The sequence below is a fragment of the Ruegeria atlantica genome, assembly GCF_013033965.1.
Taxonomy (GTDB): domain Bacteria; phylum Pseudomonadota; class Alphaproteobacteria; order Rhodobacterales; family Rhodobacteraceae; genus Ruegeria; species Ruegeria atlantica_D.
Genome location: NZ_WQFE01000006.1, coordinates 160,152 through 182,749 on the forward strand (window position 1 = coordinate 160,152; position 22,598 = coordinate 182,749).

A 22,598-nucleotide genomic window follows, 5' to 3' on the forward strand; every position below is an offset into this window, starting at 1 on the left:
TTTGGATGTGCAAGGGGCTTTTTCGTGTCGGTTGCACGAATTGGCTCTACTTTCCCGAGCCTCGCTTCAGGTCAGCACTTCGGTTCGATACAGCCGGATCTTTGTGCCGCCGTGGTCCACAACTGGTCCGGGGGGAAGCAGCGGCAGGCGGGTGGATCGGGCCAGGCTTGGGTTGCTGGTGACGATGCCGACACGCCAGCCTTTAAATCTGGATTGCAGTACCTTACCCAGACTGCCGTAAACGGAGCGCAGGCGTTTTTCATCCCCGATCCGCGCACCATAGGGCGGATTGACGATAACAAGACCCGAAGGTCCTGACGGGGGTTTTATGTCGCTGACTGAGTGCGTCTGAAACCTGGTGAGTTCAGAAACTCCGGCGCGGGCGGCGTTTTTGGTCGATGCCTCAATCGCTCCGCCGTTGCGGTCTGAGCCATGAAAAATCACGTCGGAGTATGCGACTGGCTTTTGCTGGCGCATCGAGGACCAAAGGACCGGGTCGAAACTCGGCAAGTTTTCAAAGGCAAAGCTGCGTGATCGGCCGGGTTGCAATCCCAGTGCGATTTCGGCGGCCTCGATGACAAAGGTGCCGGAGCCGCACATCGGGTCCAGAACGGGCTCGGTCCCTTCGAAGTCGCATTCTCGCAAGAACATCGCAGCCATCGTTTCGCGCATCGGGGCCTTGGCGATGGCTGGTTTGTGGCCACGCTTGTGCAGTGGCTCGCCCGAACTGTCGACCGAAAAGGTGCACAGATCCTTTTCGATGCGCAAAATGACGCGTACGGTCGCATCGGATGAAATGGGTGCGCCCAAAGTCTCGGTTATCGCCCGTTCGATACGCTGACGGGCGGCGCCCGCGTGATATATTCTGGATTTGCGACTAATAGCTTCGACTTTGACCGGAACATCAGGGCGCAGAAAATCTGCCCAGGGAAACTTTCTGGCTCGTTTGTCCAGCTGTGCCAGGTGTACAGCGGGAAACCCGCTCAATCGCACCAGTACCTTGTTCGCACCACGCAAGCAAAGGTTGGCGCGCCAGGCTTCCGGCCAGCCACCGCGACAAGTCACGCCGCCGGGCGACGGTTTTGCATTTGCGAATCCCTGCTCGACCGCTTCCGCATGCAGTGGGGCTTCGAGGCCGGGCGTTGCCACCAGAAAAATCTCAAAATCGTCGTTTGGTTCCATCCTCGGTGCTTACACCGGAAGTGTTGCGGGGGCGATACGCAAAATCAGCAGGTCTAAAATGCACGCCTTCAAGTTAAATTGACAATTTATCGGCAATTTCAGCGGTAACGGGTTTGCCTTTGGCAGCGTCCCCGCGTAAAGGGTCCGTGATCAAAACGAAGCTTGGAACGAAAACGGGTGCAATGCGCCTTTTTTGCTCGCAGGCTCCCACATACAGATCGTTTTGTGCCACTATACGGTGGCAGGAATGATGTGTTGCAGGAAAGAGGCTTGGAAGACAGTAGCGACATGCAAACTTTCAAACTGAAAAAAGGGTTGGAATTGCCGGTGCAGGGCGCACCAGAGCAGACGATTCAACCAGGTCCTGAATTCAGTTCAGTAGGGGTATTGGGGGCAGATTATCTGGGCCTAAAACCACGTATGCTGGTTCAGGAGGGTGAAGAGGTCCAGCGGGGGACACCGCTGTTTTGCCACAAGGACGTGCCCGAAGCGATGATGGTTGCCCCGCTCAGTGGCAAGGTCGTGGCCATCAACCGTGGCGCACGTCGGGTATTGCAGAGCGTCGTGATCGAAGTCTCTGACCCCAACGATGCAGGGCTGGATTTCTCTGGTGTGGGCAACGCCGATACCGCCGAGGGCGTGACGGAACGCCTTTGCGCTGCTGGTTTGTGGACAGCATTCCGTACGCGTCCTTACTCAAAGATCCCCGCACCGGGAACAAAGCCCGCGGCGATTTTCGTCACGGCGATGGATAGCGAGCCTCTGGCCGCTGATGCTGCAATCATTATTCAAGATGCAGGTGACGCCTTTGCTGCCGGCCTGAACGCTGTGGCCAAGCTGACCGAGGGTAAGACGTATCTGTGCCAAAAAGAGGGCAACGCCCTTCCGGGCGCCGACGTTCCGGGTGTCGAAGCGGCAGCGTTTTCCGGACCGCACCCTGCCGGTCTGGCAGGAACGCACATCCACTTCCTTGAGCCACTGGCCGGTGAAAAACAGGTTTGGACGATCGGCTATCAGGATATCATCGCAATTGGCCGTCTGATGCAGACGGGTCATCTGGACCCGAACATCGTGATTGCCCTGTCCGGTCCCGGCGCGCGCCAGCCGCGCCTGATCCGCACCGTCATGGGGGCATCGACCGATGATCTTACCCGTGACGAAATCAATGTGGACGGCACGGCCCGTGTGATCTCGGGCTCGATCCTGTCGGGCCGTCATGCTGAGGGGGCACAAGCCTATCTGGGCCGTTTCGCGCGTCAGATCAGCATCATCCGCGAAGACCATGATCAGCATACGCTGGGCTGGATCCTTCCGATGCCATCGAAATATGCGGTTCAGCCTGTACTGGGTTCGGCCTTTGCCAAAAAACTGTTTGCCTTCACGTCGAACCTGAATGGCGGGCGTCGTGCGATGGTGCCGACCGGCACGTTCGAACAACTGATGCCGCAGGATTATTTACCGACACAGTTGCTGCGCGCTTTGCTGGTCATGGACACGGATACCGCACAGGCACTGGGTGCGCTGGAGCTGGACGAAGAGGACCTTGGCCTCGTTGGCTTTGCCTGTCCGGCGAAATATGAATATGGGCTGGCGCTGCGCGACTGCCTGACAAAGATTGAAAAGGAGGGCTGATCCGAATGGGTTTGCGCAACTTCTTTGACCGGATCGAGCCGAACTTTACCAAGGGCGGCAAGTACGAGAAGTATTTCCCCATCTACGAGATGGTCGAAAGCTTCATCTACACTCCGAAAACCGTAACCACCGTTGCACCCCATGCGCGGTCTTATGTGGATATGAAGCGGATCATGACTTATGTCGTGATCGCCACGATCCCATGTATCCTTTGGGGAATGTACAATACCGGATACCAGGCGAACTCGGCCATTGCCGCGCTTGGTCCGGATTCTGCAACAGGTTGGCGGATTGCCATCCTGCAGATGTTCGGTATCTCACTGAACCCGAACAGCATCTTTGCCAATGTGATTCACGGGTTGATGTATTTCCTACCGATTTACATCGTCACTCTGGTCGCTGGTGGTATCTTCGAGGTTATCTTTGCGACCGTCCGTGGACACGAGGTGAATGAAGGTTTCCTTGTAACCTCAATGCTTTACACGCTGATCATGCCCGCATCCACGCCGCTTTGGCAGGTTGCGTTGGGCATCATCTTCGGTGTGGTCATCGGTAAGGAAGTCTTTGGCGGTACTGGCAAAAACTTCCTGAATCCTGCGCTTGTCGGTCGAGCGTTCCTGTACTTTGCTTATCCGGCGAATATGTCGGGTGACACGGTCTGGACCCCGGTTGATGGCTTTTCGGGCGCAACGGCATTGTCCGTTTCCGCCTCGGAAGGGTATCAGGCATTGGCCACCGAGGGACTTACCTGGTGGAACGCGTTTCTGGGTCAGATGCAGGGTAGCTTTGGTGAGACCTCGACGCTGGCCTGTATGATCGGTCTGGCATTTCTGTTGATGACGCGCATTGCCAATTTCCGCCTGATTGTCGGCTGTCTGGCAGGCACCATAGGTCTTACCTTGCTGTTCAACCTGATTGGGTCGGACACCAACCCGATGTTCGCGATGCCCTGGTACTGGCATGTCGTCGTCGGCGGTTACGCCTTCGGTCTGGCCTTCATGGTGACTGAGCCTGTTTCGGCCAGCCACACTAACATGGGTCGCTATATCTACGGCGCACTGATTGGTATCATGGTTGTGTTGATCCGTGTGGTGAACCCCGCTTTCCCCGAAGGCATGATGCTGGCAATCCTGTTCGGTAACGTCTTTGCACCGCTGATCGATTATTTCGTCGTTCAGGCAAACATCAAACGGAGGGCGCGTCGCCATGTCTGATACGCAATCCCCAGAACCCAAGGGCGCGATTGCCAAGTTTCTGGCGGCCTCGCCGGACTCGGTCGGTAAAACGATCTTTATCGCCGTCGCGGTCTGTCTGGTGGCTTCAATGGTGGTGTCCGCCGCGGCCGTTAGCCTGCGCCCGGTTCAGGAAGCCAACGCATTAAAAGACAAACAGATCAACGTTCTGCAGGTTGCCGGTGTCTACGAACCTGGCACCGATGTCTCCGAGGCTTTCGCCGCGTTCGAGCCGCACGTTCTTGAGCTGTCGACGGGCGCATTTGTTGACGATCAATTTGATCCGGCAACCTTCGACGATCTGGCCGCGGCAAGTGACCCGGAACTGAGCGTTGCGCTGAATGATGACCCGGCGGGCATTGGCCGCAAGGCATTGTACCGCGTCGTCTACCTGTTGCGCGACGATTCCGGTGCGTTGGACAAAGTGATCCTGCCACTGCACGGCTATGGTCTGTGGTCGACGCTCTATGGCTTTATCGCGCTGGAAAACAACGGGAACGATATCTACGGCCTTCAGTTCTATCAGCACGGTGAAACGCCGGGTCTGGGTGCTGAGGTGGACAACCCCCGCTGGAAAGCACTGTGGAATGGCAAGAAACTGCGGGATGATGCGGGTGATCTGCAGATCACCGTATCAAAGTCCCAGCCAACTGCAGGTCCCGACTTCTATGTAGATGCGCTGGCCGGCGCGACGCTGACCTCGGTAGGTGTCGATAACCTGGTTAAATTCTGGATGGGTGATGCGGGCTACGCTCCTTTCCTGGCCAAACTGCAAGCAGGAGAGATTTGATGTCCCAGACCAAGAAAGAGATGCTGGTCGACCCGCTTGTCGACAACAACCCGATTACCCTGCAGGTGCTGGGTATCTGTTCGGCGCTGGCGGTGACCTCGTCGCTGCAGGTGTCGATGGTGATGGCGCTGGCGGTGATCTTCGTGACGTCGTTCTCGTCCTTCTTCATCTCGTGCCTGCGCAACCAGATCCCGGGTTCGATCCGGATCATCGTGCAGATGGTGATCATCGCCTCTCTGGTGATCCTGGTGGACCAGATCCTTAAGGCCTACGCTTTTGAGATTTCGAAAACCCTGTCGGTTTTCGTCGGCCTGATCATCACCAACTGTATCGTGATGGGCCGCGCCGAAGCGTTTGCGATGAAGAACCCGCCGGTCGCGTCGTTCATCGACGGTATGGGCAACGGCATGGGCTATGGCCTGATCCTGCTGCTGGTTGGTTTCATCCGCGAGTTGTTCGGGAACGGTTCACTGTTTGGCGTCACAATTCTGGAAACCGTCAACAATGGTGGCTGGTACGTGCCCAACGGCATGCTGCTGCTGCCACCGTCCGCGTTCTTTATCATCGGTCTGATCATCTGGGCCTTCCGCACATGGAAGCCGAACCAGGTCGAAGAACGTGAATACAAAATTCAGCAGGTAGAGGCCCACTGATGGAAGGTCTGATTTCACTGGCCGTGAAGGCCATCTTTGTTGAAAACCTCGCGCTTAGCTTCTTTCTCGGCATGTGTACCTTCATCGCCGTGTCCAAGAAGATTTCGACCGCACTGGGTCTGGGTATTTCGGTGATGGTCGTTCAGGCGATCACCGTGCCGACGAACAACCTGCTGCTCAGCTATCTGCTGAAGCCGGGCGCGCTGGCTTGGGCTGGTTTCCCCGATGTGGACCTGACCTTCCTCGGCCTGATCTCGTATATCGGCGTGATTGCGGCGATGGTTCAGATCCTTGAGATGGTCTTGGATAAGTACTTCCCTCCGCTCTACAACGCGCTGGGAATCTTCCTGCCGCTGATCACGGTGAACTGCGCCATCCTGGGTGGGTCTCTGTTCATGGTTGAGCGTGACTATAACTTCGCCGAAGCCGCAACCTATGGTCTGTCTTCTGGCTTTGGTTGGGCGCTGGCGATCACTGCAATGGCTGGTGTGCGCGAAAAGCTGAAGTACTCGGACATTCCGGATGGTCTGCAGGGTCTAGGTATTACCTTCATCACCGCGGGACTGATGGCGATGGCCTTCATGTCCTTCTCGGGCGTGAAGCTGTAAGGGGAGGCTCGCATGGAAACTTTTAGCCTGGGCGTCGTCCTTTTTACCCTGATTGTTATCGCACTGGTTGCCATCATTATGGCAGCTCGTTCGAAACTGGTGTCGACCGGTGACGTGAACATCACTATTAACGGCGAGAAAACCATCTCGGTTCCTGCGGGCGGCAAACTGCTGCAAACACTGGCGGCTGAGAAACTGTTCGTTCCCTCTGCTTGTGGTGGTGGTGGTACCTGTGCGCAGTGCCGTGTGCGTGTGCATTCGGGTGGTGGGTCTATCTTGCCGACCGAAGAAAGCCACATCACCAAGCGTGAAGCTGCCTGCGGCGACCGCCTCTCCTGTCAGGTGGCCGTTAAACAGGATATGGATATCGAAGTTCCTGAAGAGGTCTTCGGCGTCAAGAAATGGGAATGTACCGTCCGCTCGAATGAAAACGTGGCAACCTTCATCAAGGCGCTGACGCTGGATCTACCGGAAGGCGAGGATGTGAATTTCCGCGCCGGCGGCTACATCCAGATTGAAGCGCCTGCGCATGCGTTAAAATACACTGATTTCGACGTCGAGGAAGAGTACCGCGAGGACTGGGATCGCTTTAACCTTTGGCAGTACGAGTCGGTTGTGAGCGAACCAATCGAGCGTGCCTATTCAATGGCTAACTATCCAGACGAAAAGGGCATGATCATGCTGAACGTCCGGGTTGCTTCGCCGCCTCCGGGATCGGAAGGTATCCCTGCCGGTCAGATGTCGTCTTATATCTTCAACCTGAAGCCGGGCGACAAGGTCACGATCTCGGGTCCGTTCGGTGAGTTCTTTGCCCGCGAAACCGAGAAAGAGATGGTCTTCATCGGTGGTGGTGCCGGTATGGCACCGATGCGCAGCCACATCTTTGACCAACTCAAGCGCCTTGAGAACCGCAACCGCAAGATCAGTTTCTGGTACGGCGCGCGCTCGAAGAAAGAGATGTTCTTTGTCGAGGACTTCGATAATCTGGCCAAGGAATTCGACAACTTCGAATGGCATGTCGCCCTGTCAGATGCACAGCCCGAGGACGATTGGAAAGGCTACACCGGTTTTATCCACAACGTCCTGTTTGAAGAGTATCTCAAGAACCACCCTGCGCCAGAGGACTGTGAGTTCTATATGTGTGGCCCACCGATCATGAACCAGTCGGTTATCAACATGCTGCTGGATCTGGGTGTGGACCGCGAAGATATCATGCTGGACGATTTCGGCGGGTAATTGACAAAAAACCGGCGCTGATTAGCGCCGGTTTTTTTGGGGGGGGGCTCATAGACGTGTTACCGTGGATCGACGACCTGAGTCTTGAGTAAATCCGCCGTCATCCGGATATGAGTCTTCTGCCTTACCCATTACGATAACAGGTCATCGCCCATGCTTACGGTCAGATAAGATCAAAGGACTTTCTTCCGGACCGGTCAGCCGACGATCATTTGTTTCATGCGCAAAGCTTCATATTCCAGCTCTTTCAGCCGGAAATGGACCACGTCACCGATCGTGATCACGCCGTGCAGTTTTCCGTCGCTCAGAACCGGCATGTGGCGGAAACGCCCGTCGGTCATCGTTTTCAGGACATCATTCAGCAGATCGTCCGGCGAGCATGTCTTGACCTCGCGCGTCATCAGATCCTCGACGGATTGCGGTAGGGTCTGGCCGGGCGTGTCGGCCATGCGCCGTACGATGTCACGTTCGGACAGAATACCCTGAAGGGTGCCGTTCTGATCGGTCACAACTACGGCACCAATCCGCTTGTCCTTGAGGGTGTTCACGACCGAATGGATCGTGTCATTTGGGCGCACCGCAAATACAGCATCCCCTTTGCCCGAAAGCAATTTCGCAACTGTCGTCTGAGTGTGCGACAGATTGGACTCCACCGATTGACTGTGCGTGCTTGTATCGGCCTTGTCGCCACGGGTGGGGGGCTGATATGAGGTTGGGGCCATTGGCAATCTCCTCTTATTTTTGAGATGGCTTCCCCTACACCTTACCGCAGCAATGCGGTCTGTATAGGGTGCAATTGCCCAAACCGGGGAAAACTGCCGCAAAACAAGGATATCCGGCCTGTTGTCTGACCTTTACCTTACCCCACCCATCGCAGCGCTGATTTTCTTTGCCGTGGTCGTATGTGGGCATAACTTTCGAATGGCCTGGAAACAGCAACCCGTCGGTTGGCAGAAAAAGGCCTGGTTGTTTGGGGTGCCTGCCGGAATTGGGTTGCTGGTTTTGGGATTCCTGCCGCTAAAGCTGTGAAGTCGGTTTGACTCTGTACGGGGCCGCTGGCATATGCCGGGCACGGTTTTCCTCAGGAGGTCTCTCGATGCGCCTTTTGCCTGTTCTGGCTGTCGCAACACTTGTTTCCGGATGTCTCTTTGACAAAGAGCCCGAGGTGGTGCGTTTGTCCGGTGAGACCATGGGAACCACCTTCAACGTCACCGCCATCGGAACGGATGTAGACGAAGCCGCTCTGGGCGTTGCTGTCCAAGAGACGCTGGCAGATGTGAATGCCAAGATGTCGAATTGGGACCCAAACTCTGAGGTTTCGACATTCTCGGCATCGACCAGCACAGAAGCCACCGAAATTTCCGAAGATTTCGCGCTGGTCATCGATGCAGCAAATGAGGTGCACGAGAAATCCGGCGGCACGTTTGACGTCACGCTTGGCCCGCTGATCGAGCTGTGGGGCTTTGGCCCGCGCAAGCCGGAAGATCCTGTACCGTCCGACGCTGAGATTCAGGCGGCGCTGGACAGCGTCGGACAGGACCGTCTGCTGGCACTGGATAGCGAAAACGGGACTTTGGCCAAATCGGACGCTGGCGTTGGCATCAACTTGTCCGCAATCGCTAAAGGATACGGCATCGACGCCGTGGCTGCGACGCTGCGCGATGCGGGGATCGAAAACTACATGGTCGAGATCGGTGGTGATCTGGTCACCATGGGGCAAAACGACAAGGGAGAATCCTGGCGGATCGGGATTGAAAAGCCCGAAGCGGGCGCGCAGAATCTACAGTTGGTTGTGCAGCTGGACGATCTCGGCATGGCGACCTCTGGCGACTACAAGAATTTCTTTGAACAGGATGGTGTGCGGTATTCGCATGTCATTGACCCAACGACGGGTCGTCCGATCACTCATCGCACAACGTCCGTCACAGTTCTGGCCGAAAATGCGATGATGGCCGATGCCTGGGCGACGGCTATGTTGGCGCTGGGTCAGGAAAAGGGCCTGGAACTGGCCGAAGAACATAAACTTGCCGTGTATTTCATCTCGCGGGATGTGACAGGCGGCGACGATGCCTATATTACGGTTCACAGCACCGCGTTCAAAGACGCACTGGGCACCAACTGATTGATAGGAACCGGGATGAGCACCTTTATCATAGCCTTTTTTCTGCTTTTGATCATCGTTGTCGGCATGTCCTTGGGTGTCATGCTGATGGGCAAGACAATCAAAGGCAGCTGCGGTGGTCTGAACGCAATCTCGGGCGCGGATAAATGCGTGGTCTGCCAGAAGGATGTCGATCCCAACTCGCCTTTGCGCGATCAGTTGCAGTGCAAGCGCGCCAAAAAGATGCTTGATCAGATGGAGCGTCAGGCCTGAGCGCAGTTTATGCTTCGCTATAGTGGTGGAAATGGCTAAGTAATCCCCGAGGAATATCGGGGAGGGCGCGGATTTGGCCAAAGCCAAAAACATCCTGTTCATCATGTTCGATCAGCTGCGCTGGGATTACCTCAGCTGTTACGGGCATCCACATTTGCACACGCCAAACATCGACCGGCTGGCTGCCATGGGCGTCCGCTTTGACCGGGCCTATATCCAATCCCCGATTTGCGGCAGCTCGCGCATGTCGACTTACACAGGTCGCTACGTGCATTCGCACGGCGCTTCATGGAATGGCATTCCGCTGAAGGTCGGCGAGATCACAATGGGGGATCATTTGCGTAAGGCCGGTATGGACTGCTGGCTGGTTGGGAAAACCCATATGCGCGCGGATGCAGAAGGCATGGCCCGGTTAGGTCTGGAACCCGACAGTTTGATCGGCGCGCGCGTGGCTGAATGCGGTTTTGATGTTTTTGAACGCGACGATGGCATGTTGCCCGAAGGACCTGATGGCTTTTACGATCCTGACGGTGCGAAAGAGTACAACAAGTATTTGGCTGCCAAGGGTTATGAGAGTGACAATCCCTGGCACGACTTTGCCAATTCAGGGTTGGATGCGGACGGCAACGTCCTGTCCGGCTGGTTTTTGAAGAATTCAACCGAGGCGGCCAACATTGCGGAAGAGGACAGCGAAACCCCATATCTGACCGATCGGGGCATGGAGTTCATGAAGAACCATGATGGCCCCTGGTGCTGCCATCTGAGTTTTATCAAGCCACATTGGCCTTACATTGTTCCCGAGCCCTATGCCTCGATGTATGGACAGGAACATGTTTTGCCGGTGGTGCGCTCAGAAGTGGAACGTCAGAATGCACATCCGGTTCTCAAGGCATTCATGGATACTAAAGTGGGGCAAGCATTCTCGCGACAGGACGTGCGGGAGGCAGTGATCCCAGCTTACATGGGGCTGATCAAACAAGCCGATGACCAGATGGGGCGGCTGTTTGACTGGATGGAGAATACTGGCCGGATGGATGACACGATGATCGTGCTGACGTCCGATCATGGCGATTTTCTGGGTGACCACTGGATGGGTGAGAAAACGTTTTTTCAGGATGCCTCAACAAAAGTGCCGCTGATCATCTATGATCCGTCACCCGAAGCGGACGGAACGCGCGGCACCGTCAGTGATGCGCTGGTTGAATCCATCGACCTTGCTCCGACATTTGTCGATGTGGCGGGTGGTGAGGTCGCGGGACATATCCTTGAGGGGCATTCTTTGCTTCCGATCCTGCACGGGCAGGACAAAGAAACACTCCGCGATGTTGTGATCTGCGAATACGACTATTCTGCATCACCGATTGCAGACATGCTGAATGCCTCGGTCCGGGACGCTGTCATGTTTATGGCGGCCAACAAAAAGTGGAAGTTAATCCACTGCGAAGGTGGCCATCGACCAATCCTGTTTGATCTTGAGAATGATCCCAACGAGTTGGTCGATTTGGGTGACAGTGCTGAGCACGCCGACACTATTGCCCAAATGTACGACCACCTTTTCGCCTGGACACGCCGCCAGTCGCAGCGCACGACCCGGTCGGAACGGCAATTGATCGAGATGCGGACAAAAAGTCGGGGCAGGGGGATCGTCGTTGGGGTCTATGATGAAAACGATGCACCACTGGACCTGACCGTTAAGTATCGTGGCCGCAAAGCGCGCCCGTTCAAGGACCTCGTGAACAAAGGTTAAACGGCCCGAGTATTAAATCTGCCCGATAGCGCGCAAAATGCGGTTCAATTGCACGAGGTCAGGCGATACAAGACCGACCAGAGCAGAAATCCGGAGAGCCGCAATGACCGCCCCCAAACCCGTCGTCCTGTGCATTCTTGATGGTTGGGGTCTGTCCGAAGACACGCAGTCCAACGCGCCGTATCTTGCGAACACTCCGACTTTTGATGCGATCATGGCCAATGGACCGCACGCGACCCTGATTACACATGGACCTGACGCCGGCTTGCCCAGCGGCCAGATGGGCAATTCCGAGGTCGGCCACACAAATATCGGGGCGGGCCGCGTTGTTGCGATGGATCTGGGGCAGATTGATCTGGCGATTGAAGATGGCAGTTTTTTCGACAATGCCGCATTGCAGGCCTTCATCGCGAAGGTGAAAGCCTCAGGTGGAACGGCTCATTTGATGGGTTTGATTTCGGATGGCGGCGTGCATGGCCATTTGAATCATATCGTTGCTGCTGCACAGGCAATCACCGATGCGGGTGTACCAGTTGCACTGCACGCTATGACCGATGGGCGCGATGTGGCGCCGAAATCTGCATATACATATCTGGCAGAGCTTGAAGATCGATTGCCTGATGGGGCACGCATCGTCACGGTCTGCGGGCGGTATTTCGCGATGGACCGGGACAATCGTTGGGAACGCGTGAGTGAGGCCTATGAAGCGATGGTCAAAGGCCAAGGCCGGGCAGCTGCAACCGCGCATGGCGCTGTGGATCATGCGTATAACCAATCTGAGACAGACGAGTTTATCGCACCTACTGTTCTTGGGGGCTACGACGGCATTCAGGATGGCGACGGTGTTTTCTGCCTGAATTTCCGCGCGGACCGGGCCCGGGAAATCTTGCGTGCGATTGGCGAGCCCAACTTCACGGAGTTCGACACCGGACCGCGACCGCAGCTTTCCGCTCTGCTTGGGATGGTCGAGTATTCCGATAGCCACAATGCCTATATGACAACCGTGTTCCCTAAGCGGAATATCGTGAACACTTTGGGTGAGTGGGTTGCCAAGAAGGGGCTGCGTCAGTTCCGTCTGGCCGAGACTGAAAAATACCCTCATGTCACATTCTTCCTGAATGGCGGTAAGGAAACGGCAGAGGAAGGTGAAGACCGGTATATGCCGAAATCACCCAAGGTTGCGACATATGACTTGCAGCCCGAGATGTCTTCGGCCGAAGTGACGGCAAAATTCGTTGAAGCGATTGAGGCGGGTTATGACCTGATCGTCACAAACTATGCCAATCCCGACATGGTTGGTCACACGGGCGATCTGCAGGCTGCGATCAAAGCTTGTGAGGCGGTCGATCAGGGATTGTCGCAGGTCGTTGCGGCGTTGAACGAGGTTGGTGGTGCCATGATCGTCACCGCCGATCATGGCAATTGCGAGGTCATGGTCGACCCCGAAACCGGCGGACCGCATACTGCACATACTCTGAACCCGGTCCCCGTGGCGCTTGTCGGTGGACCGGAAGGTGCGTCGCTGCGCAATGGACGTCTTTCCGATCTGGCCCCGACGCTGTTGGATCTGATGGGTCTTGAAAAACCGCCCGAGATGACGGGGCAGAGCCTGCTGTCATGAATGCGCGCGCGCTAATCCTTGCGATGTGTCTTGCGTCGCCAGCCGCAGCGCAGAACGATCCGTCTGCGGCAGCTTTGAATGCTGCGCGGATGCTGGAACAAGCCTCGATCAACCTGACCGAAGCCGACGGAGCTCGTGACCGTGTGCGCGCCCTGACCGAAACCATCCAGGCTTATGAGGCTGGGCTTTCGGCAATGCGCGACGGGCTGCGCATGGCGGCGACCCGTGAAGCACAGCTTACGGCAGAGTTGCGGTCGCGGGAACAGGAGGTCGCGCAGCTGCTGGGTGTTCTGCAGACCATTGAAACCACGGCACCACCCGTTCTGATGCTGCATCCGTCCGGTCCCCTCGGTTCCGCGCGCGCGGGCATGATGCTGTCCGAGGTCACGCCCGGTCTGAACGCACGCGTCCAGGCGCTGGCCCATGATCTGCAAGAGGTTCAGACGCTTCAAAAACTGCAGCAAAGTGCTGCAAAAACACTGGTCGAAGGGCTGACTGGCGTGCAAAACGCGCGCACCAGCCTCAGCGAGGCCATCGCCGACCGCACGGACTTGCCCCGTCGCTTTGTCGAAGATCCGGTGCGCACCGCCATCCTGATCTCATCGACCGAGACGCTGGACGGGTTTGCCAGCGGGTTGTCTGAAATCTCAGAAGGTGAAATTGCCGAGACGGATGCAGATGTCTCGGACCGGAAGGGGCAGATTGCACTGCCAACCCAAGGCGTTGTTTTGCACCGCGCGGATGACACCGATGCAGCCGGCGTGACGCGTCCCGGTGTGGTTTTGGCCACTCGTCCTCGGGCGATTGTTACAGCACCGACTGCTGCAACGATCCGGTATCGCGGACCATTGCTGGAACTTGGAAATGTGATGATCCTGGAGCCGCAACCGGGCTTGTTATTCGTTTTTGCAGGCCTTCAAGAAGTTTACGGAGACATGGGTGAGGTGATCCCCGAAGGTACTCCGGTGGGTTTGATGCCCGGTGAATCGCCTAAAATCGGCGCAATTTTGTCAACAAGCGGTGATGGCACTGGAACTGACCGGTCAGAAACGCTCTATATAGAGGTAAGACAGAATAATAGCCCCGTGGACCCGGAATCATGGTTTCGGACCGACAAGGATGGATAAACGAGTATGAAGAAATTTCTGATGGCCGGTTTGGCCGGAACTGTGGCAGGTGTAATCGCAACCACACAAATTGCCGGTCCCTTGCTGGCGCAAGAGGCTGACCGGAAGGCCAGCGTCTACGAACAACTGGATCTGTTTGGCGATATTTTCGAACGCATCCGCGCCCAGTATGTCGAAGACGTCGAGCCGGAAGAGCTGATTGAAGCAGCCATTGACGGCATGCTCACATCGCTTGACCCGCATTCCAGCTACCTTTCGCCTGATGATGCCGAGCAGATGCGCGTGCAGACGCGGGGCGAATTCGGTGGATTGGGCATCGAGGTCACGCAAGAAGAAGGCTATGTCAAAGTCGTCTCGCCGATCGACGATACCCCGGCCGACGAGGCGGGGATCGAGGCCGGTGACTTCATCACCCATGTCGATGGTGAAAGCATCCTCGGCCTGACACTGGACAAGGCCGTTGATCTGATGCGTGGTCCGGTTGGGTCGGAAATCGTGATCACGGTCGTTCGCGAGGGCGAACAAGAGCCCTTCGATATCACGATTATTCGCGACACCATCAAGCTGACAGCCGTTCGAGCCCGGACGGAAGGCACCAGCGTCGTCCTGCGCGTCACCACCTTCAACGACCAGACGTTCCCGAACCTGCAGGAAGGTCTGAATGAGCAGATTGAAGAGGCTGGTGGTCTGGATAAGGTTAACGGCGTTGTCCTCGACCTGCGGAATAACCCCGGCGGATTGCTGACCCAAGCCATCAAAGTTTCGGACGCATTCCTGAACGAAGGCGAGATCGTGTCTACACGCGGCCGCGACCCCAGCGATGGCGAGCGGTTCAATGCAACACCGGGCGATCTGGCGGAAGGCAAGCCCATTGTTGTGCTGATCAATGGCGGCTCTGCTTCTGCTTCGGAAATCGTGGCCGGTGCGCTGCAGGACCACCGCCGTGCGATCATTGTTGGTACCAAGAGCTTTGGCAAAGGATCGGTGCAAACGGTTATGCCGTTGCGTGGTGATGGCGCGATGCGTCTGACAACCTCGCGCTATTACACGCCTTCGGGTCGGTCAATTCAGGCACTGGGTGTCAGCCCAGACATCATCGTCGAACAACCGCGCCCAGCACCGGATGAGGAGGAAGAAGAGGCAAACGCGCGCACACGGTCCGAAGCCGATCTGCGCGGCAGCCTGAACAATGACAGCTTGAGCGAAGACGAAATCCGTCAAATTGAGGAAGACCGCGCCAAAGCCGAAGCAACGGCTGAACTGCGGGAAGAGGATTACCAACTGGCTTACGCCATCGATATCCTCAAAGGCCTGTCGGCGTTCAATCCAAACGGACCGTCACAGTAACGAGCTGGGCCGCCATTATTGGCGGCCCTCACCACAAGGGGCGTGGATCAACTCTCAACCTTGTGCAGTTTTTCCTCGTCCAGCATTACCGCCAGAACAACACCTATCGAGACTGATATGGCTGCAAACACAAAAGCCATGTTCATGCCTGAGTCGAATGCAGATGCAATGGCGGATTTGACCTTTTCAGCCTCTTCTGAGCTTAGCTTTTCCATCACGGCGCGGGCCGTGTCGGTGGTGAGCGTTCCGCCATTTATGGCTCTTTGATCCGCTTCTGACATATTGATACCATCCGCAGCCAACTGTTTGCCGAGGCTGGACAGGCTAACAACATACATTATTGCCGTTGCAAACGCGACCGACAGGGCACCGTACACCAGATGGGTCATAAAGCTCAGCCCGCCTACCAGGCCGGCGCGCTCGGGTTTGACGGCGCAAACGGCGGCAGTACCCGATGGCCCTACCGTCAACGTCGCACCCAGTCCGATCATCGCCATTCCTGGCAAAATCTGGAAATAACCAAACCCGGCTGGCATGACAACAATGCTGAGCGCGCCAATCGTTGCGACCATGTATCCCCAGAACAACAGACGCTTTGGCCCAAAATCATTGTACAAAGTGCCCGATACAATTGAACCGACAGCCAGCAAGAGTGTCAGCGGGGCAAGCCCGATCGCTGACTCAAACACCGACCAACCAAGGACTTTCTGCATGTATTGAGGGAAGTAAAGCAGCCCGACGAATGCGGCCGAAACGTTGAACATATTCAGTCCCAGAGTAATGCGAAATTCGCGGTTCTGCATCATTTGCGGCAGCAGAAGCGGTTCTTTCACTCGTTTCTCGACGCGGGGGAACAGGAAAAACAGCACAGCACTGACGAAAAACAACATCAGCAGCGGGACCGAAGTCCAACCCCAATCTGCGCCAACGTCCAGGCCGTAAAGCAGCAAAAGAACAGCAAATGAGAGAATACCCATCCCGGCAAAGTCGATATGTTCACCCTTTTTGTGTTGGGTTTCGCGCTCCATAAGGACCAAGGCCGTAACCATCGAAATGGTCGAAAAAACAACGTTTGCCAGAAAGAAAAACCGCCAATCCCCAAAGCTGACTGCGGCACCACTGATCAGCGGGCCAAAGACATTGCCGCTGGTCACTCCGGCCAAGATCATGCCCATGATCATGGCGCGGTGTTCAGGGCGCGAGACTTTGGTTGCGCCAAAAGCCAAAGTGCAAGGCCAGACGCAGCCGGAGCCAATCCCCTGCAATGCGCGGGCCGCGATCAGAAAATCGAGGCTAGGTGAGACAAAGCACATAACAGACGCAAACAGAAAGATCGCCAACCCGATGATCATCATCTTGCGATGCCCGAACATGTCCCCCATTCGGCCTCCGGCGACCATGGTCATCGCGAAAAACAGGGCGTAGATGTTCAACACCCACTGGGTGCTGGTTATGTCTGCGTCAAAGCTGCTTTCGATGGCCGGTACAAGAATAAGAGCACCGGTGAAGTCGATGCCAATTCCGAATCCTGTAACCATCAGGGCGATGACCTTGACGATACTGCTACGGTCCATACATGCACCCGAGTTGCTTCAGAGAGCGACAATGATGCACGAAATCTGATTGAAAGATAGTGGAAGGCCCGGATAGCGAGCTAGTCGCGCATCAGTCCAAGGATGCCTGAGACCTTCTAAATGCTCGTTTCAGCATGTCCAGTTCCGCACGCAACAAGGCGATTTCAGTCCGAATGTCATCTTCGGTCGGCGTTCCTGCAATGAGTGTGAAATGACCGATCTCAGTTGATGAATCTGCATCCGTTATCACAAAGCAATGAACCCCATCGGCAATCGCAGCAGGTGGAACTGGAACACTCAGCTCCCACCCGCCTTCGGTGGCGGTCATGTGTACATCCGCTAACACCTGACTCAGGTAGTGAACTTCGATGCGCGGTTCCGTGTCGGCTTGAAGATACCCGCGCCAGATGCCGTTTTCGAACAGGGTTGGGGTTAAAGTTAGTTGTGTCATGGCCAATGCCCTCACAAATCGGCGCGGTGGTGGCGGCACAGTGTCAAATCCCGAAGGACTATTCGGTTCATTGCCGGATTACCCAAAACCAGATCCAGCCAAATCTTGTCTATCCGTCGTTCGTTCAGCGGTAGATTGGCAAGATCGAAGTCCAGTGAATTCGAATTTGCTGACAGATCAAGAGACCGTGGAACGGAATCGGTGTTCGGGCCGTGCTGAATGTTCAATCGCGCTATTACGTCCAATGGACGTTCCGTTTCAATGTGAGCATCGACCCGCATCAGGTGCTGCCGCGTCAGACCTTGCACCGCCTCCGGTGGCAAATCCAGCGACAAAGACAGAAATGACCCTGAAAATCCAAACACATCTATGCCAAGGCCAAACGCGGCCAGATCCTTTTGATCAGTGTTTCGCGTCTGTCGTACGCTGATTTCGGAGAGCGGGCAGTCGTGGAAAATTTTAACCTGTTGATCCAACTCGACCTTGCGTGGAATTGAGGCAACACCGGGGCGAGGCAGCGGAGCACGCCACAAGTCAGGTCGCCAGCTCCAGTCTGTGCCCAGAGGTTTGGGGAACTGCTTTGACCCTATCAAGGGCCAGGTCAGCCGCTCGTTCGCTTCACGTAGCAACCGGTCCAATACCAAACGCAATTTGCGCGCTTCGTCGCGCTGTTGGCGCAATTGAGCGTTCGTTGCCGCGGCCGCGCCTTGTACGGCCCGTTGCCAACGCGCAATCGTTTTGCGGTGTAGATATCGCTCCAGAAGTTTGCCCATGGTCCCATCGTCTGAACTTGACCTTCTTTAGTCAAAGACGACGGCAAGGATAAGGCCGAATTGGTGAATTCCGCATAAAACTGCCCACCATCTAACGCGGTTGTGACTAGGCGGTTGTGGTTGGGTCTGTTAGGGGCGCGATCGCCGTTCTTGCAATCAATCGGGACTGTGCGTACCGTCCGGAACCTGATTGCTGTGGATCATCCGAAAAAACCGCGTATCAACTTCTTTGGGGCAAGGCCGGGCATGGAACCCACACTGTTTTCATTCATCTGGAAATACTCGAAAAAGCAGCAGCTTGTGCTGTTGAGTCTGACGGTATTGTCGTTCCCGTTTCTCTACGCTTCGCTTGAGCTGCCAAAGCAAATCATCAACGACGCTATTGGCGCACCCAGCGACAGCGTTACGGTTCTGGGAATTACAGTTACACAAGTCCAATACCTGCTGATCCTGTGTGTTGCTTTCCTGGCCACTGTTATTGCCAGCGGCCTTATGAAGATGCGCATCAACACAATGAAAGGCGTGCTTGCCGAACGTATGCTTCGCAGGCTGCGATTCACGCTGATTCATCGCTCCATGCGATTCCCGAAATCCTATTTTGCCACCACCAGTCAGGGCGAATTGGTGTCGATGATCACGTCCGAGGCCGAGCCGATGGGCGGCCTGATGGGCGATGCGATTGCCCAGCCAGTGTTCCAGTTCGGTCAGATGATGACCATCGTTACCTTCTTGTTTATGCAAAGCGTATGGTTTGGTCTGGCCAGTATTGCGTTGATCCCGCTGCAGGCGTGGCTGATCCCGAAGTTGCAGCGCCAGATCAATCTGTTGAACAAAGAACGCATTCAGGAGGTTCGCCACCTCAGCTCGGAAATCGGTGAAAGCGCCGCGGGCATCAGCGATCTGCGCACCAATGGGGGTTGGCGCTATAGGTTGGCACAGTTCAGCCACCGCTTGGGAACCTTGTTTGAGATCCGGTTCAAGATCTACAACAAGAAGTTCTTCATGAAGTTCCTCAACAATCTGATCACGCAGATGACGCCATTCCTGTTTTATTCAGTCGGCGGTTATCTTGCGATCACGGGTGAGGTGACGGTTGGCGCGCTTGTCGCGGCGCTTGGGGCGTATAAAGACCTCAGCGGTCCGTGGAAGGATCTGCTGACCTATTATAATCAGGTTCAGGACATGTCTCTGCGGTGGGAAGTCGTCACAGAGCGCTTTGCGCCGGACAATATGATCCCTGAAGAGCTGTTTGTGGGTGAGCCTGAGTCCATTCCGCATCTCACCGGCGATATCGAGTTGCGCAATGTCACGGTACGCGACGATGACGGTAAGACGATCCTTGAGGACATCGATCTGACCATCCCCAAGGGTGCCCGCATCGCGATTCAGTCCTCAAGCGCGGCCGAGCGCAGTGCATTGGCGCAACTGCTGACCCGAGAGCTTTTGCCCATTCAGGGCGACGTCACAATCGCGGGTCATAATCTGCAACAACTGCATCAGACGGTTATTGCGGCGCGGATCGGCTATGCGTATTCGCGGCCTTATCTGTTTGACGGGACTTTAGGCGACAACCTTTTGATGCCCTTGCGGACCCATCCGCAACACGAAACGGACGCCAAGAAGGCACCGACCCGGCGGCAGATCGAAGCGGTGCGGGCCGGGAACCCTCCGGATTCCCTGTCGGACGAGTGGATCGACCCTGGTCTGGCCGGGTTGGAAGACATCGATGATATTCGCGACTGGTGGTTCCAGTTGGTCGAGGCGATGGGAATCGACGAATTCATGTTCCGTCGGACACTGCGGACTCAATTTGATCCGGAACAGCACCCGGCCTTGGCTCGCGACATCGTTAATCTGCGCGAAACAGTCGCGCAGAGACTACGGGAAAAGGGGTTGGACCAATACGTCTATCGGTTCGACCCGGACCGGTTCAACCCGGCTGTCCCTCTGGGTGGCAATTTGCTCTATGCGGCCCCCTCGCGGGATATTTCTCCGGACATTCTGGCCGGTGATGATCGGTTTATGTCTATGTTACGTCGCCACGACCTGGACGATGATGCGAAGAGCATTGCAAGCGCGGTGCTGGATACACTGAACCAAACCTTTGGACGAGACGGGGCCGATCACCCGCTGTTCCTGCGTCTGGGTATGGCCAAAGATATGTTCCACCGTCTGCTGGATATCGAGGACCGGCGCAAAGCCAAAGGGGATGCAGCGATCAGTGATGGTGAGCGGGCATTGTTGTTGACTGTTCCTTTCCTACTGACGGCTGAACAAATCGGGCCTGATTTTCCCGACGAGTACAAAGACAAGATTTTGGCCATTCGAAAGGGGCAGGCGGAACAACTGCGTGCCTCGATGAATGGTATGTTCATTCCGGTCACTCCGGATACCTATATCGAACGCATGACCGTCATGGAAAACGCGTTGTTCGGGCGGGTTTCTTTGATGGCGGGGGCGCATAGAGATGAAATTGAAGATGTGGTCGCCGCAGCAATGAACGAAGCTGGCTTGCGCCGTCGGGCCGCGGCTATCATCTATGACCTGCCATCGGGCCTGGGCGGGAACAATCTGCCGACAGTGTTTCAGGAACGCGCTGCATTCTCGCGCGCAGGTATCAAGCGTCCTGATGTATTGATTCTGGACAAAGCCCTGGCCAGCCACGACTCCGAGAGCAGGCTGAGAACTCGGCTGAAATTGCGGGAATTGCTACCGGATTCCATCATGATCTTCATGGAAGATCATTTTGCCCACCCCGAAGCCTATGATCTGTTCGTCGAGATCAAGGATGGTCGAATTGACGGTGTCTCGCGGACCCGCCCCGAAGAAGAAGCCAGCACCACAGACGATCTAAGCCGCAAGCTTAGAATCATCTCATCGACCGAGCTGTTCTCTGGCATTGACGGCCGAAACCAGCGCCTTCTGGCGTTTTCGGCGCAATGGTATGATGCTGCGGCTGGGCAGATCATCTTTTCCGAAGGGCAGACTCCGGATGCCGCTTATCTCTGCATATCGGGTGAAGCAGACTTGATCTGGAACGAAGGAAGTGGAACCGCGCGTACGATCTCGGTTATTGAGCCAGGGCGTCTGATCGGAGACTTGTCGATTATTACTGGCGAAATTCGACAGTTTGATTTGGTTGCGGTAAAGAACTGTTCGTTCCTGCGCATTGGGGCCGAGGAATTGCGCGCCGTTATTGAAAGTGACGCAGGTGTTGCAATGCAGCTGCTGCAAACAGTTGCCGGCTATCTGACCACGATTTCCCAGAAATTGAACGCTGCAAATGCAACCTCTCTGATCTTCGATGATGACGAACCCAGCAAAGAAACGGCCGACAGTGCCTGACGTCCGAACCGGCAGATACGCACCGCATGAGAGACTGGTTGCGCCTGCGCGCACTCGGCCCGAGCTTTGGCGTTTATTGGTCGGGTTGGCCATTGTTGGCGTGGTTGGCATCCTGTTGAACTTTTTGCTTTTTGGGTTAGTTGCCGGTCTTGTGTCTGTTGAATGGGCCCAAAACCTGCTGACCGGCGCGTCCCCAGTTGCGCTATTGGTGTTGTTGGCAAGCTTTGGGTTCATAACTTTGGGTGTGTCCATCGCCGCACGACGCCTGCAGCATCGAACGCTGAGCTCGATCTGTGGCCCGTGGCGCGAAGGCACTTGGCAATTCGTCCGTGTTTTTAAGGCGTTAACTGTTCTTGGGGTCGTTGTGGCCATACTGCCGCCATATGACATGGGCGCAACGCTGACGCAGAACCTGGCATTGTCCACATGGCTGTTGTTCTTGCCTTTCTCGCTTTTTGCCGTGCTGATTCAAACCAGCGCCGAAGAGGTTTTGTTTCGAGGATACATTCAACAAAGCCTTGCGGCGCGGTTCCGTTCACCCATTATTTGGTTGGGCGTGCCTTCGATCTTGTTCGCCGTAGGTCACTATGCCCCGGGCGCGGCCGGAGATAACGCCTTGTTAGTAGCTGTTTGGTCCGGGTTGTTTGGTTTTTTGGCGGCTGATCTGACGGCCCGGTCAGGGACATTGGGACCTGCTATCGCGTTGCATCTGTTCAATAATATAGTTGCACTGCTGTTTATTTCTTTGCCGGATGGCCTAAGCGGTCTGGCATTGTACCTGTTGCCCTACGATATGTCGGATACAGGAGTGCTGCGGCAATGGCTGTATGTGGATTTCGCTGTGATGATCGTCAGTTGGCTAACTGCGCGGGTTGCGCTCAGGCGTTGATTGCATTTCTTTCCGTA

20 protein-coding genes are annotated in these 22,598 nt (G+C 55.8%); 15 read left to right on the plus strand and 5 right to left on the minus strand.

All coding sequences use genetic code 11. The features are described 5' to 3' along the window. Positions 1–66: 66 nt before the first annotated feature. Positions 67–1,182: a THUMP domain-containing class I SAM-dependent RNA methyltransferase gene (locus GOW16_RS13065; RefSeq protein ID WP_170415652.1), complete on the minus strand. Its 1,116-nt coding sequence runs from the start codon at positions 1,180–1,182 to the stop codon at positions 67–69. A 288-nt stretch (positions 1,183–1,470) separates the two neighbouring features. On the opposite strand from GOW16_RS13065, the gene GOW16_RS13070 reads away from it, so the two are divergent. From GOW16_RS13070 to nqrF, 6 genes are read left to right on the plus strand one after another with little or no spacing between them, the layout of a single operon-like run. Continuing rightward, positions 1,471–2,814, plus strand: a complete 1,344-nt coding sequence (locus GOW16_RS13070) for a Na(+)-translocating NADH-quinone reductase subunit A (protein ID WP_170415654.1) — start codon at positions 1,471–1,473, stop codon at positions 2,812–2,814. 5 nt (positions 2,815–2,819) lie between these two features. Continuing rightward, positions 2,820–4,028 carry an NADH:ubiquinone reductase (Na(+)-transporting) subunit B gene (locus tag GOW16_RS13075; RefSeq protein ID WP_170415656.1) on the plus strand — a complete coding sequence of 403 codons (1,209 nt, stop codon included), beginning with the start codon at positions 2,820–2,822 and terminating at the stop codon, positions 4,026–4,028. Next, positions 4,021–4,836 carry a Na(+)-translocating NADH-quinone reductase subunit C gene (locus GOW16_RS13080; RefSeq protein WP_170415658.1) on the plus strand — a complete coding sequence of 272 codons (816 nt, stop codon included), beginning with the start codon at positions 4,021–4,023 and terminating at the stop codon, positions 4,834–4,836. The genes GOW16_RS13075 and GOW16_RS13080 overlap by 8 nt, the downstream gene beginning before the upstream one ends. After that, positions 4,836–5,489: an NADH:ubiquinone reductase (Na(+)-transporting) subunit D gene (locus GOW16_RS13085; RefSeq protein WP_170415660.1), complete on the plus strand. Its 654-nt coding sequence runs from the start codon at positions 4,836–4,838 to the stop codon at positions 5,487–5,489. Before GOW16_RS13080 ends, GOW16_RS13085 begins: the two co-directional genes overlap by 1 nt. After that, the gene (nqrE, locus tag GOW16_RS13090) at positions 5,489–6,097 is read left to right on the plus strand and encodes an NADH:ubiquinone reductase (Na(+)-transporting) subunit E (RefSeq protein WP_010441340.1); all 609 of its coding nucleotides are present in this window, start codon (positions 5,489–5,491) and stop codon (positions 6,095–6,097) included. The genes GOW16_RS13085 and nqrE overlap by 1 nt, the downstream gene beginning before the upstream one ends. A 12-nt stretch (positions 6,098–6,109) precedes the next feature. Then, on the plus strand, positions 6,110–7,333 hold the full coding sequence (gene nqrF / locus GOW16_RS13095; protein ID WP_170415663.1) for an NADH:ubiquinone reductase (Na(+)-transporting) subunit F: 1,224 nt from the start codon (positions 6,110–6,112) through the stop codon (positions 7,331–7,333). A gap of 197 nt (positions 7,334–7,530) precedes the next feature. Here nqrF and GOW16_RS13100 read toward each other — a convergent pair whose 3' ends face one another. Next, on the minus strand, positions 7,531–8,055 hold the full coding sequence (locus GOW16_RS13100; RefSeq protein ID WP_170415665.1) for a CBS domain-containing protein: 525 nt from the start codon (positions 8,053–8,055) through the stop codon (positions 7,531–7,533). Positions 8,056–8,176: 121 nt separating this feature from the next. On the opposite strand from GOW16_RS13100, the gene GOW16_RS13105 reads away from it, so the two are divergent. The 7 genes from GOW16_RS13105 (at position 8,177) to GOW16_RS13135 (ending at position 15,549) form a co-directional block, all read left to right on the plus strand. Continuing rightward, entirely contained in the window at positions 8,177–8,362 is a 186-nt protein-coding gene (locus tag GOW16_RS13105) for a hypothetical protein (RefSeq protein ID WP_170415667.1), read from the plus strand. 67 nt (positions 8,363–8,429) lie between these two features. Then, complete coding sequence (locus tag GOW16_RS13110; RefSeq protein WP_170415669.1) at positions 8,430–9,455, plus strand: FAD:protein FMN transferase; 1,026 nt, start codon at positions 8,430–8,432, stop codon at positions 9,453–9,455. 15 nt (positions 9,456–9,470) lie between these two features. Next, on the plus strand, positions 9,471–9,707 hold the full coding sequence (gene nqrM, locus GOW16_RS13115; protein ID WP_170415671.1) for a (Na+)-NQR maturation NqrM: 237 nt from the start codon (positions 9,471–9,473) through the stop codon (positions 9,705–9,707). A gap of 73 nt (positions 9,708–9,780) precedes the next feature. Next, complete coding sequence (locus GOW16_RS13120) at positions 9,781–11,454, plus strand: sulfatase-like hydrolase/transferase (protein ID WP_170415673.1); 1,674 nt, start codon at positions 9,781–9,783, stop codon at positions 11,452–11,454. 103 nt (positions 11,455–11,557) lie between these two features. Then, the gene (gene gpmI, locus GOW16_RS13125) at positions 11,558–13,075 is read left to right on the plus strand and encodes a 2,3-bisphosphoglycerate-independent phosphoglycerate mutase (RefSeq protein WP_170415675.1); all 1,518 of its coding nucleotides are present in this window, start codon (positions 11,558–11,560) and stop codon (positions 13,073–13,075) included. Then, positions 13,072–14,202: a murein hydrolase activator EnvC family protein gene (locus GOW16_RS13130; RefSeq protein WP_170415677.1), complete on the plus strand. Its 1,131-nt coding sequence runs from the start codon at positions 13,072–13,074 to the stop codon at positions 14,200–14,202. Before gpmI ends, GOW16_RS13130 begins: the two co-directional genes overlap by 4 nt. Positions 14,203–14,208: 6 nt before the next feature. After that, positions 14,209–15,549 (plus strand): S41 family peptidase, encoded by a 1,341-nt coding sequence (locus tag GOW16_RS13135; RefSeq protein WP_170415679.1) that lies wholly within the window; start codon positions 14,209–14,211, stop codon positions 15,547–15,549. Between the two features lie 47 nt (positions 15,550–15,596). Here the strand turns inward: GOW16_RS13135 and GOW16_RS13140 are convergent, their stop codons facing one another. The 3 genes from GOW16_RS13140 to GOW16_RS13150 form a co-directional block, all read right to left on the minus strand. Further along, positions 15,597–17,123, minus strand: coding sequence for an MFS transporter (locus tag GOW16_RS13140; protein WP_170415681.1), 1,527 nt, complete (start codon positions 17,121–17,123; stop codon positions 15,597–15,599). A 91-nt stretch (positions 17,124–17,214) separates the two neighbouring features. After that, on the minus strand, positions 17,215–17,574 hold the full coding sequence (locus GOW16_RS13145) for a hypothetical protein (RefSeq protein ID WP_170415683.1): 360 nt from the start codon (positions 17,572–17,574) through the stop codon (positions 17,215–17,217). 11 nt (positions 17,575–17,585) lie between these two features. Further along, the gene (locus GOW16_RS13150) at positions 17,586–18,347 is read right to left on the minus strand and encodes a DUF6478 family protein (protein WP_170415685.1); all 762 of its coding nucleotides are present in this window, start codon (positions 18,345–18,347) and stop codon (positions 17,586–17,588) included. A gap of 246 nt (positions 18,348–18,593) precedes the next feature. Here GOW16_RS13150 and GOW16_RS13155 point away from each other — a divergent pair, with 246 nt between their 5' ends. Further along, on the plus strand, positions 18,594–21,692 hold the full coding sequence (locus GOW16_RS13155) for an ABC transporter transmembrane domain-containing protein (protein WP_170415687.1): 3,099 nt from the start codon (positions 18,594–18,596) through the stop codon (positions 21,690–21,692). Next, positions 21,685–22,581 carry a lysostaphin resistance A-like protein gene (locus GOW16_RS13160; protein WP_368039900.1) on the plus strand — a complete coding sequence of 299 codons (897 nt, stop codon included), beginning with the start codon at positions 21,685–21,687 and terminating at the stop codon, positions 22,579–22,581. Before GOW16_RS13155 ends, GOW16_RS13160 begins: the two co-directional genes overlap by 8 nt. Positions 22,582–22,598: the final 17 nt, after the last annotated feature.